Here is a 12,693-nt window from a genome sequence, read left to right as displayed (position 1 = left end):
TCTATACAAAGAATTTATCATTCTGAAATCCATTTCAGAACTAAAAGTTCAGAAAAACTTAACAATTTAGGCTTAAATTAAGAAATATTTAACTTAAAAGAATGATGTTTTCATAGAAATGAAAGTTAGTACTTATCGCTTGTTATTTTTTGAATTCTTGAATCATTTAATCGATAATAGAACTTTAATACTTATGTCTTTAGCGATTTACTCATAAAGAGCTTTAATTTTTAATCATATGAAAACAAGGGGAAATTACATGGGATTTAAAGCCCTCCCTACACTTATTTCTTTATTTATTACATTGTTAATCTGGTTCGTTATTCCTGTACCAAATGGTGTTGATCCTGATGCTTGGCATTTGCTAGCAATGTTTGTCGGTGTAATTGCCGCAATCATCGGTAAAGCGATGCCAATTGGTGCCATTGCCATTATTGCAATAACTTTAGTCGCTACCCAAGCGGTGCCATTCAAGATGCGCTTAGTAGCTTTGCTAACCCACTCATCTGGTTGATTGGTATTTCTATCATGATCTCTAAAGGTTTGCAAAAAACTGGATTGGGTGCACGATTAGGCTATTTATTCATCGCAGTTTGGGGCAAGAAAACCATTGGGACTGGCTATAGCATGGTACTTTCAGAACTCATTCTCGCCCCTGTAACGCCAAGTAATACGGCTCATGGTGGCGGAATAATTCATCCGATTGTACTGGCAATTTCTACTAGTTATGATTCTGATCCTGCTAAAGGTACCGAAGGTCGGATGGGAAAATATCTGTCATTGGTTAACTACCAAGCCAACCCGATTACCTCTGCAATGTTTATTACGGCAACTGCCCCTAACCCATTAGTCGTTGATTTAGTGGCAAAGGCGACCAATAGTGAAATTTCTTTAAGTTGGAGTACTTGGGCACTGGCAATGTTACTGCCGGGTTTGATTGCATTAATTATTATGCCTTTGATTATGTATTTGATGTATCCACCCGAAGTCAAAGAAATGCCTAATGCAGCTCAGTTTGCTAAAAGTAAATTAAAAGAAATGGGCCCAGTCAGTAAAAATGAAATTATCATGCTTGGTGTATTCGGTATTTTATTGATGCTATGGGCAGGGATTCCCGCCATGATTTTGGGATCTGCTTGGGCTGTTGATCCAACGACGACTGCTTTTATTGGTTTAGGATTATTGCTACTTACAGGTGTTTTAACTTGGGATGATATTCTTACGCAAAAGAACGCATGGGATACGATTACTTGGTTCGCAGCTTTAGTCATGATGGCAACTTATTTAAATAAGCTTGGTTTAATCACGTGGTTCTCGAGTGTGTTAGAAACCAGTATTGGTCATTTAGGACTAAGCTGGATGCCTGCTTGTCTATTATTAATGCTCGCCTATTTGTATGCACATTATATGTTTGCTAGCACTACGGCACATATTACTGCCATGTTTGCAGCCTTTTATACGGCAGGACTTGCACTTGGTGCACCGCCAATGTTGTTTGCTTTAATGATGGCAGCAGCCTCAAGCATTATGATGACCTTAACCCACTATGCAACTGGCACTTCCCCTGTTGTGTTTGGCTCGGGTTACACCACACTCGGTGAATGGTGGAAAGCTGGCTTTGTCATGAGCGTGGTTAATATCATCATTTTTGTGGTGATTGGCGGACTTTGGTGGAAAGTGTTGGGTTATTGGTAGAATTATTTTAGTTTTTAAAAGCCCCTTGTGATGGGGCTTTTTCATATATTTACTTTAAAAAGTACTAAATTACATCTGTTTAATTAATCGGGCTTGATATCATAAACCCAATTTCGTGCTTGTTGGTCTGTTGTCATTTCGCAGACGTAGTAATCTTGATCCCACGAATCTGGATGGAAGATTTCCTTTTTGTGATAGGCTACTTGTTTGTTATTTTCGACACAGATAAAACTATCACCTTGATCTTTAACAGCAGAACCGTTAAGAAATCCACCAATACATAAGAAACGCGATTGTTTCGCCATTTTTCACTTCAACTTTTTAAATCGTTCAGTTTTTCATAGATCCAACAATATATTTGAAAAAATGTAAAGTATTACAAATATATTGAACTTTTATATTACATCAAAAAGGTAAATCATCCTCCAGAGCAAAATTAGACTGATGAACTAGAACTTTTAAGTCATCATCATCCCATTGACTTATATCCATAGGAATTAACTTACCCTCTGGCGAAAATAGTTTTTGCGCCACTACTATTGTCTTATTTTTATAATGCCATTTATAACTTTCCTCATAGAAAGGATGGTCATCAAATAGATAACCAAATGCACTCATAGTATTTTCTAATTCTTCAATATTCGTAAAATAAATACGCATCTTAGTATTTAATGCTGTTTTAATCTTATTAAATAAAGGATGATTGGCAAATAAAATTTCATTAACAGCAGCGTGACCTTTTTCTTTTTCGTTAGCTAAATAAGTAACCAACTGTTTTAATGTCTTAAAACTATCTCTCATCTCTTCAATTAATTTTATGTCTTTTTGCTTCGAGGCATCTTGCAATAAGCTTTGGAATAAGCTCGCCCATTGCTCTTGCAAATAGTAGATAATATCATTTGATGTTTCAAATCCTGTAAATTGATTATTTACCGGTAAGCTAAAAACTTCATCTAAAAACTCATATATCTTTATGTTATCAACAGCTGAAAATTTTATTTTTTCCAAAATAGAGATATCGTCTTTATTTTTCTCGTAAGTTCTATATTCATGAAGTACTGATTTTTCAATAAATATATAAACTTGCTTTCCTTGGTCAAACGCTGTTTTTAATTCTTTTTGTGAGATTGAATAGCCATCTGTTTCAAAAGCATTAGAACCAAATCTTCCACCTATAATTGAAATTAAAATATCACAATTCGCTATCTCTTTATAACAGTATTCCTCTAATCTTTTTGTATTAGAATACGCAATGTGTCCTTTTTCGTTCAATATAGCATCATAATTTCTTTCTTTTATATATCGCTCTAAGTCACTACGAATATTACGTAAATCAAAATAAGTAGAACTGATAAAATTCTAGGTTTAGCCATTTTATAAATATCTAAGTTTTAATTATAAAAATTTTAAAGAACTTATTTACAAAAAACAACATTAACAAAAAATAAGGGCTGATTAATCAGCCCTTATTTTTAGCTTTTTGCTCAAGCAAATCATAGATTCGCTCTTGCGCTAGGAAAAGCCTTTCGGCTTTTCTTGATCCTAGCTCATTAAGTCAATTGAGCAGCTTGGATTTTCTTAGTATCAACTTGATCAGCTTCTTTAGTATATTCGCTCATCTTGTCGAAGTTTAAGTATTTGTAGATGTCAGCAGAAGCGCTGTCGATTTGCGACGCGTACTGTTGATATTCTTCTGGGCTTGGTAATTTACCAAGAACCGCAGCTACAGATGCAAGCTCAGCAGACGCTAAGTAAACGTTTGCACCTTGACCTAAACGGTTAGGGAAGTTACGAGTAGAAGTCGATACACATGTTGTGTTCGGCGCTACACGTGCTTGGTTACCCATACATAATGAACAGCCTGGCATCTCTGTACGCGCACCAGCACGACCATAGATATTATACAAGCCTTCTTCCATTAATTGGTGCTCGTCCATACGAGTTGGTGGAGCCAACCATAAACGAGTAGACAATGAACCACCAGGTACTTTATCAAGTAACTGACCAGCTGCACGGAAGTGACCAATGTTCGTCATACAAGAACCGATGAATACTTCATCAATTTTGTCGCCTTGAACGTCAGAAAGAAGTTTCGCGTCATCTGGATCGTTCGGGCAGCAAAGAATTGGTTCTTTGATGTCAGCAAGATCGATTTCGTAAACTTTTAAGTATTCTGCATCAGCATCCGCTTTTAACAAGCTTGGGTTGTCTAACCACTTCTGCATGTTTTCAGCACGGCGCGCCATAGTACGAGCATCGCCATAACCTTCTGCGATCATCCACTTCAACATGGTGATGTTAGAACGTAAGTATTCAGCAACTTTCTCTTCAGAAAGTGTGATTGAACAGCCAGCAGCAGAACGTTCAGCAGAAGCATCAGAAAGTTCGAACGCTTGCTCAACAGTCAAGTCATTTTCCATTTCTGATAAATCGATCTCAAGGATACGACCAGAGAAGATGTTTTTCTTACCTTTCTTCTCTACAGTTAAGTCACCCGCTTGAATTGCGTAGTAAGGAATTGCATGTACAAGGTCACGTAAAGTGATACCAGGTTGCATTTTACCTTTGAACTTAACAAGTACAGACTCTGGCATATCAAGTGGCATAACACCAGTTGCCGCTGCGAACGCAACAAGACCAGAACCCGCTGGGAATGAAATACCGATTGGGAAACGAGTATGTGAGTCACCACCAGTACCTACTGTATCTGGAAGTAACATACGGTTTAACCAAGAGTGGATAATACCGTCACCTGGACGTAAAGATACACCACCACGGTTCATGATGAAGTCAGGTAATGTATGGTGAGTTGTTACATCAACTGGTTTTGGATACGCAGCAGTGTGACAGAAAGACTGCATCACTAAGTCAGCTGAGAAGCCCAAACACGCTAAGTCTTTTAACTCGTCACGAGTCATAGGACCAGTTGTATCTTGAGAACCAACTGTAGTCATCTTAGGTTCACAGTAAGTACCAGGACGAATACCTTGGCCTTCAGCTAAACCACATGCTCGACCAACCATTTTCTGAGCTTGCGTGAAGCCTTTGCCAGTGTCAGCAGGTTGTACAGGTGTACGGAACAATGTAGAAGGTGCAAGACCTAATTCTTCACGTGCTTTGGTAGTTAAACCACGACCAATGATCAAGTTAATACGACCACCAGCACGTACTTCGTCTAAAAGTACTGGAGTTTTAAGTTCTGCTTCTGAAATTTGTACGCCATCTTTAAAAGCTGTAACTTTTGCAGCAGCGTGGTCAATTTTCAATACAACTTCGTCGCCCATGTTCATGTTAGCAACGTCGATTTCTACAGGTAATGCACCTGCGTCTTCCATTGTATTAAAGAAAATTGGAGCAATTTTAGAACCTAAGCACACACCACCATCTTTTTTGTTTGGAATGTGTGGAAGTTCGTCACCGAAGAACCAAAGTACAGAGTTAGTTGCAGATTTACGAGAAGAACCTGTACCAACAACGTCACCAACATAAGCAACTTGGTTGCCTTTCGCGATGAGTTCTTTGATTTGGCTTAATGGACCAACTTCACCTGGTTTTTCAGGGTTGATACCATCACGCTCATTTTTCAACATTGCATTTGCATGTAATGGGATATCTGGACGGCTCCAAGCATCTTGAGCTGGAGACAAGTCATCAGTATTTGTTTCACCAGTTACTTTGAACACAGTGATTTTGATTTCTTCTGGAACATCAGGACGGCTAGTGAACCATTCTGCTTCTGCCCAAGATTGTAAAACAGCTTTAGCCGCAGCGTTACCAGCTTTTGCTTTATCTGCTACGTCATGGAATGCATCAAATACAAGAAGTGTTTTCTTTAATGCTTCAGCAGCTAGGTTTGCAAGTTCAGCATCGTCAAGAAGCTCAACAAGTGGTGCTACGTTGTAACCACCAAGCATTGTGCCTAGTAAGTAAACAGCACGTTCTTTAGAAACGAGTGGTGAAGTTGCTTCGCCTTTTGCAATCGCTGCCAAGAACGCTGCCTTTACGTAAGCTGCTTGGTCAACACCTGCAGGAACACGGTTTTCAAGCAAATCAACCAAGAACGCTTCTTCGCCTGCTGGTGGATTTTTTAATAGTTCAACAAGCTGAGCTGTTTGAGCATCATCAAGTGGCTTCGGTGGGACTCCGAGTGCGGCACGTTCTTCAACGTGTTGGCGGTAAGCTTCTAGCACGGTGTTCATTCCTCTTTTTTTGAAAAATTACTTGCAAATTCCAGCTTTCTTAAAAAGCTTCACAAGTAATATGGACTACAAAAGTTTACTAGAGTTCAAGGTAAAAGTTAATGAAAACGGGGTGTTTCTCCGTGATGCCCATTATTTTGTATCTAAATACCCATGTATAAATAACGAACAAATTAGCCAAATTTGGATTATTTTTGAGCAAAAATACCCCTTAAGAGAGGAAATTCAATAACCTTACACAATTAGAACGATTTATATTTTGGCATTTTGTCATGAGGTGTTATCAAACATTCATCCATCGCTTGCTTTCTAACTTTTTCTTGGAGTGCTTGAGAATCTTGAGTTAGTTCTTCTTTTGGAATTGCATAGACTTTGTCAATAATATTAAGAATGAACTTTTTGGTAATGTCATCTTCAATTTTATTTGCATGCTCAACGGCCTGAGTTTTTTCAATTGCTTGCTGACGATCAAAAACAATGCTTCTAGCCGCATTTCCTACGCTAGTACAAAAGCCATGCCATTGCTCTTCAGGTGTTAATGGTTTCTTTTCTGAACAACCAACAAAGAATAAACTCACTGCAATCAATAAAATCTTTTTCATCATTTCACTACACTAATTATTGCTGCCCATATCATACGGAAAATCATCTTTTTTGCAAAAACAGTCAAAAAAACCGAGATGATTTCCCTTCGGCTTTTTTATATCAAGCATTAGAAATGCTAGTTTGAGTTAATTAAAAAATTTGATATCAGTCGGTGTTGATATTTTTGCCGCATCGCCAACGGGTTTTAAGGTGCCTTTGTTGGCATCAAAACGGAACAAGCTAATGTTATTACTATAAACATTGGTTACATACAGATATTTACCCGATGCATCGAATGAAAAAGCACGTGGTTCAATACCATTGGCCTTATAAACTACTGGTTTAGCTAGTAATCCATTCTGCTGAATTTTAAATACCAAAAGTTTATTGTCTGCCCCTCTGTTAGCAGCAATCACATATTTGCCATTTGGACTGAGGATAATTCCACTCGCGCTCTTAAATTCAGGTGTTTTGTTTTCGTGAATTAGTTTTAACTCAGCCACTTTTTTCAAATGACCATCTTGCACATTAAATGTCACAATTTCGCTTCGCATTTCTGCGGTAACGTATGCATGTTTGCCATTTGGTGAAAAGACCATATGACGCGGGCCAGAACCATGCGTAAAAGTCACATCTCGGCTATTATCCGCTTCGAGTGGTTGTGATTTATTCGGGTTATAGTGAAAAGTATAGACTTTGTCATTTCCAAGATCGCTTGCATATAGATACTTACCGTCTGGGCTAAATGTGGTCGAATGTGCATGACCACTGTCCTGACGACCTTTGACGTGACCAGAACCCTCGCTAAAAACAATATTTTGTACTTTTTCACCTAAATGGCCGTTTGACAAAATTGGGAAAACAGCTACCCCACCACGACCTTTATCAAATGCGGAATAGTTCGACACAAATAGGAATTTACCATCTAAACTGATTGATGCATGTGTTGGATGTCCACCATGGCTATCCACTGTGTTCAATACATTCACCTTTCCATTTTGAATGGATAATGCAGTCACCGCTCCTTCATTTTCTTCATTAGTAGTATAGGCAAAACGGCCATCTTTCGATTTCACAATCCAAGAAGGGCTTTTCATTTTCAAGACATTAACAGGAGTTAATGTTCCATCACTGTTGACTTTAAGCTGGTACAAACCTTCACTGGCTTGCTTTGGTTTTTGCGCAAGTGGTGCGTTAGGGATCGATGTCCATGTTCCGACTAAAGCAATTTGTTGTTGTGCAGCATTTACGGTAGAGCCCCATCCAAATGACAAAAGTGTCATCGACAATGTTGCTGTTAGTTTTTGAATTAGCCCACGATATTTAGTATTTGTATCGTTTTCCTTGTCATATTTAATTTCAACAGAAGTATCTATTTTCACTGCTATATCCTTGGAAAAAACCACCTTATTTGCACTTATCAACAAGGTATTATCAATTTAGTTTCATTTAATGATTCTGAAAACTAATTTATAAAATAGTAATTTTCAAGTGAGTTTTCTTTAATTAAAAGCCTGTTCAAGCTTTGGTTCTTTTTAAGAGAATTAAGACTCTATATTGATAAATATTCAATTTTTCAATTCATATAGAAATACTTAAAATAAAAGCCCACTAAGAAGTGAGCTTTTATTTTGTTATTACTTGAGACTAATCAAATCATTATAGTTACAAAGGTACTTTCTAATGTTTAATTTCCATCTACTAGAAACGCCAGTTATAGAAAAGATCGATCGCTCTTTCTAAAGACTGACTTGCTTCTAAGTATAAACGTCGATTCATTTGATAACGTAAAGTCAGTTTGTTCACTGGGGTGAATACGCCAACACCATAACGAATAAATAGATCAGGTGTGATATAGCCCGTTAAGCTCACCTGCGTATCTTCACCCGTACCTTGTGCATCTAAAGCCAAGCCACTCAAACCGAAAGTACGTCCAATCTGATTCGTTAAAGCACGTGTACCACCCAACCCCATACTAATCCCTGCGGCAGCAATGGTGTTATTTACATCGGACTTAAATCCTTCTGCATTACTTAAACCACTTGAACCTTCGTTAATACGTCCGGTAACGAGTGCGTTCAATGCTTCTTGCTCAGATAGTCCGGCATCATTGTAAACCTGAATGTTTGGCGATGTTGCAGTACCTGTAACACGTACCCCAACCATACTGCCCTGAACATTTTTGTTGGCATCGATATCTAAAGTTGGATTTGCCAATGGACCATTAAAACGAGCAATTGCTCGATTCAAATCTAGGCTTTGCCCATAGGCTTCGATTTTCACTTTTTGACTGACACCAATTGCCCCATTCGCTCGCATTGCAGTTTCGTAGCCACGTTGGCTTAAATTTAAACGACCAACTAATGGAATATTACTGTTGAAGCCTTGGAATATCACTTGATTTCCAATATTAACAGCAATATCAGCTCGAATATCCCAAGGTTTAGCAGCTCGTAAAATTGCAAGCGGATCTTGGCCTTGTCGAACTATGCGGACATCTGATGAGGTATTAATGACTGGAGCAGTTGTTTCTGGCATTGAAATACGTGCACGAGGAACATCTACCGATCCTTTTAAGCTTAAACGCTTATCGAAAGGATACATATCAAGTGTAAGGTTTGGATTAGCAATTGCAGTAATTAACGGAGCCTGACGTACAAGTAAATTATCACCTTTGAGGTTTAATTGAAGACGCGGCGAATCTTTCCATTCAAAACTACCTTTTAAAAGCCCTACGCCTTGACCACTGTTAAACGCGCCATCAATTGTTGCCATGTCCTGACGAATTGATGAGTAAACCTGAACATTCGTTAAATTAACTGGAAGCGAAATCATACTGATTGCGCCATTTTTCAAACGCATTTCACCAGTAAATTGTGGCTGAGTTAATGTACCGTTGACTTTACCAGCCAAGGCTAAGGTCCCGCTCAGTTTACGGACATCTTGAATAAATGGTTTTAATACTTTTAATTGAACATCATTAAATGCAACTTCACCATGCATTGGCATTGATGGCTGGAATGGATTGATAATGACGTTCGCATAACCCGTACCAATATCAGGTGTTTTCACATCAACACGGAATAACAGCCCTTCAGATACACTTTTTGCAATAATACCCAGTTCATCATAAGCCAGAGTAGTTGCAGGATCTTGTGGATCTTCAGCAGCTAAACCAATTTCACCTTTACGCGTAATTAAACGTGCATCAAGTTTTGGATTGCCTCCGTTTACCCACGCTGCCTTGGCATAACCATTTAGTTGCCCCGTCATTGCCAAGCCTTCTGGCATAAATGCCGCGAAGTCACTTAAATCCATGTTTTGAGTTACAAACGAAATATTACCGCGAGCCTTACTTACTCGTACTGGCTGATCAAAACAGAGCTGGCTATTCGCACTTTGCCAACAATGTTGACCTACATATAGCTCAGATCTTGCAGAAGAATAAATCACTGGAGCATTTTGATTTTGTGCCAGACGAATACGTCGTGAATCAAAACTTCCTTTTTGGATTTGACCTAACCAATCATTGTTCTGGTTAAACCCACCTGCCAACTGAACATAGAACTTTGAAATACTATTATTGCCAAGTACTTTCAATAAATGCGCTTTTCTCGTTCCTGTCAAATTCACTTCAGCAGACTGAATTTGTCTATTTCCACTACGCAAATTATCTAATTTTGCGGTTAATTGAGTTGGCGTTGTTTCCGATGTCGGAAGTTCACCCTGAATACTTAATCTCTTCACACTCACTAAAGTATTAAAAGCAAAATCATCTACTGCGATATTTGCTGTTGCTTTTAAACGTGGCTGTGATTGTACATTCAGATCCCCATAAGCTCGACCGCGTAATCCTGGGTATAACTCGTAAAGTGCTGGTGCATTGAGCTTAATTTTTAGATTTTGAGCATTACCTGTCGCCTGTAGCTGATTCTGCCCATAGACTAAAAATAAATTATTTGCTTCAAATTGCTGAGGTAAAAAGCCGTTTTGGTTAGAGTCCATCAATAAAGATAGATTCCCCTTACCTCGAACAGGTTTATTATTTATAAAACCAGCAAGATTCAATTGTTGAATATTAATTCGTTTTAAATGATCTGACCAAACCCCTTGGGTTTTCAGATTACCTGAAAGTTCACCTTTTACAGCTGAGGTAAAATATTGAGGTTTAAAGCGCACCAATGAACTATTAATATCCCATGCAATGCGATCTTTCAAATTTACAGAACCTGTTGCATAGATTTTCCCAGCGACACCATCATGTTGTAACTGGTTAATTCGAATAAAATCTGGTGTACCTGCTATAGAAAACTTCAATAAACCATTTGCCTGTTTTAGGGCTTTTAAAGATCCATCATAATTAACTGCAAAACCTTTAAAGCCACCACCAGCTTTTACATCATGGAATAATAATGCTGCGGTACTTTTCCCCCCCAAACTTACAGTCTCTTGACCAGCTTGAGCTAGTCGACCAGTTAAATCAATTTTCTCAAATTGAATGATTTGCTGATTTGGTTTAGCAAAACCATTTGCTTTAATCGAACCATTTAAAAGATTAACAGGTGCTGCCGCATGAATACTTTGTGGATTAAAATCTTTTGCATTTAATAATGCATTCCAGACCAACTGACGTTTTTCAGTCGGAAGAAATACTTTAGCCTGACCAGTTAAGCTACCTTTTTCAGCAGCAAAACTAAAATTGGGAACATTTAAAACGTTATCTTTAACATTCAGATTGGCTAGATATTGTCCTGCTGGCAATAAAGTTTTTTCATGCTGATATACTTTTGTCGCAACTTTAATATCTTGCTGACCATCACGTAACGTTAAATCGACCTGACCACTATCACTACTTAACCACCCAATATAAGGCATTGCACGATCTATTTTCGTCCAAGCTACATTCATGAGCATTGGCTGAGGTTTATTATTTTTTTCAGGAGCCTGATTAAACTTAAGCTTCCAAGATTCATAACGGTCAAAATCAACGTTAGCAAATAATTCAGTACCTTTTTCTAAAGAACCGGTTGAGGCAACAGCGGCATCTAAACTTGGTGGTAAAAAGTCTTGTACAACCTGAGGAATGGCTTTGTCTTTAGGGTTAATATGGTCTAAACGGCCTTTAATATCCCAAGTAACATGATCTTTCCAGCTGACTAATCCTTTTAGGTTAACAGCGCCTTTCATGACTTGGCCATTAAAATCAGTGATATTCAACTGATGAACCAAATCAGTATTCATTAAAGCGTTGTATTGACCTTCAGGTAAGTTCTCACCTTTTAAATCTGTATCAACGGCTAAATTAAGTTGTTTAATATCACCTTGAAACTTGATTACACCATTTTTTGCAAATAATTTTTGTTCAACCAATAAAGGTAATTGATAATTTTTTAGTAATAATTCACCTTGCATTGGAACTTCATCACGAACAGGATGCAATACCACCCAACCCGTTAATAAATCGGGAGTTGTTGTTGCAACCCCAGCTTTTAAAGTATCCAAACTTCCGCGTGCTACGACTTTAATATTTTGAATATTTAAACTTTTTAAAGATGGGATTCTTAAATCTGCTGTAGCATCTAATGGATATTTACCACTGAAATCCATTTTTCCTGTGGCATTGTGGACTGAAAGATAGCCCATATCCATACTGGATTTTTCAAATTCCAGTTTAGTCTCTGACCAAAGTGCATCTTGCAAATGTACATCATGAAAATTTACATCTGAGGTTGCTAGCTTAATTTCTAAATGATCAACATCAGCTTCATCGACGCGTAGAACAAATGGTAATTTAATTGGCTTAAATTCGAATGCCTTACCAGACGGCGGTGTTTTATTAATAATACGTAAATTACGCACATCTGCATGGCTTAAATGCACTTCTTTTTCTAACAATAAAGAGCGCCAACCCAAACCTACGTCAGCTCTGTCTAATGAAACATCAACTTCCGTTAATTGCACCAAAACATTCTTAAGAATAATTCCGCGCAGTAAGTTTCCGCCTTCGTATTCATATTTAATTATTTTCTGAGCTTCTAAAACCCGATCTAATAAAAAACGACTTCCACGATCTGTTGACATCATGATGACTAACGAAGACGCTAATAATAAAAATATGATCAATATCGTCAGCAGGAAACTACGCAAAATGCGCCGCTTCTTAGGTGAGCGAGGTGCCGAAGTTGGCTGCTGTTCTACATCCGCCATAAAATAA

At 38.0% G+C, this 12,693-nt stretch carries 6 protein-coding genes and 1 pseudogene; 1 reads left to right on the top strand and 6 read right to left on the bottom strand.

Annotated features, from left to right (window positions below; genetic code table 11):
- Window positions 1-259 precede the first annotated feature (259 nt).
- A pseudogene (locus F968_RS06745) lies at window positions 260-1,695 on the top strand (DASS family sodium-coupled anion symporter).
- 83 nt (window positions 1,696-1,778) lie between these two features.
- Here F968_RS06745 and F968_RS06740 read toward each other — a convergent pair.
- The 6 genes from F968_RS06740 to F968_RS06710 form a co-directional block, all read right to left on the bottom strand.
- Window positions 1,779-2,000, bottom strand: coding sequence for a hypothetical protein (locus F968_RS06740; RefSeq protein ID WP_004791537.1), 222 nt, complete (start codon window positions 1,998-2,000; stop codon window positions 1,779-1,781).
- 100 nt (window positions 2,001-2,100) lie between these two features.
- The gene (locus tag F968_RS06735) at window positions 2,101-2,994 is read right to left on the bottom strand and encodes a DUF4062 domain-containing protein (RefSeq protein WP_252511794.1); all 894 of its coding nucleotides are present in this window, start codon (window positions 2,992-2,994) and stop codon (window positions 2,101-2,103) included.
- A gap of 251 nt (window positions 2,995-3,245) precedes the next feature.
- Window positions 3,246-5,885 carry a bifunctional aconitate hydratase 2/2-methylisocitrate dehydratase gene (locus F968_RS06730; protein WP_004791533.1) on the bottom strand — a complete coding sequence of 880 codons (2,640 nt, stop codon included), beginning with the start codon at window positions 5,883-5,885 and terminating at the stop codon, window positions 3,246-3,248.
- A gap of 251 nt (window positions 5,886-6,136) precedes the next feature.
- The gene (locus F968_RS06720) at window positions 6,137-6,499 is read right to left on the bottom strand and encodes a hypothetical protein (RefSeq protein WP_004791531.1); all 363 of its coding nucleotides are present in this window, start codon (window positions 6,497-6,499) and stop codon (window positions 6,137-6,139) included.
- A gap of 126 nt (window positions 6,500-6,625) precedes the next feature.
- On the bottom strand, window positions 6,626-7,861 hold the full coding sequence (locus F968_RS06715; RefSeq protein ID WP_004791529.1) for a lactonase family protein: 1,236 nt from the start codon (window positions 7,859-7,861) through the stop codon (window positions 6,626-6,628).
- A 319-nt stretch (window positions 7,862-8,180) separates the two neighbouring features.
- Window positions 8,181-12,686, bottom strand: a complete 4,506-nt coding sequence (locus tag F968_RS06710; protein ID WP_004791526.1) for a translocation/assembly module TamB domain-containing protein — start codon at window positions 12,684-12,686, stop codon at window positions 8,181-8,183.
- Window positions 12,687-12,693 lie beyond the last annotated feature (7 nt).

Source organism: Acinetobacter sp. NIPH 817, from assembly GCF_000368405.1.
GTDB lineage: Bacteria > Pseudomonadota > Gammaproteobacteria > Pseudomonadales > Moraxellaceae > Acinetobacter.
The sequence above is the reverse complement of the archived record's forward strand: the minus strand, read 5'-3'. Positions and strand labels throughout refer to the sequence as shown.

Excerpts from the sequence above, each read along its gene's own strand:
- F968_RS06740 (WP_004791537.1), bottom strand. The coding sequence starts at position 2,000 with ATGGCGAAACAATCGCGTTTCTTATGTATTGGTGGATTTCTTAACGGT.
- F968_RS06720 (WP_004791531.1), bottom strand. The coding sequence starts at position 6,499 with ATGATGAAAAAGATTTTATTGATTGCAGTGAGTTTATTCTTTGTTGGT.
- F968_RS06710 (WP_004791526.1), bottom strand. The coding sequence starts at position 12,686 with ATGGCGGATGTAGAACAGCAGCCAACTTCGGCACCTCGCTCACCTAAG.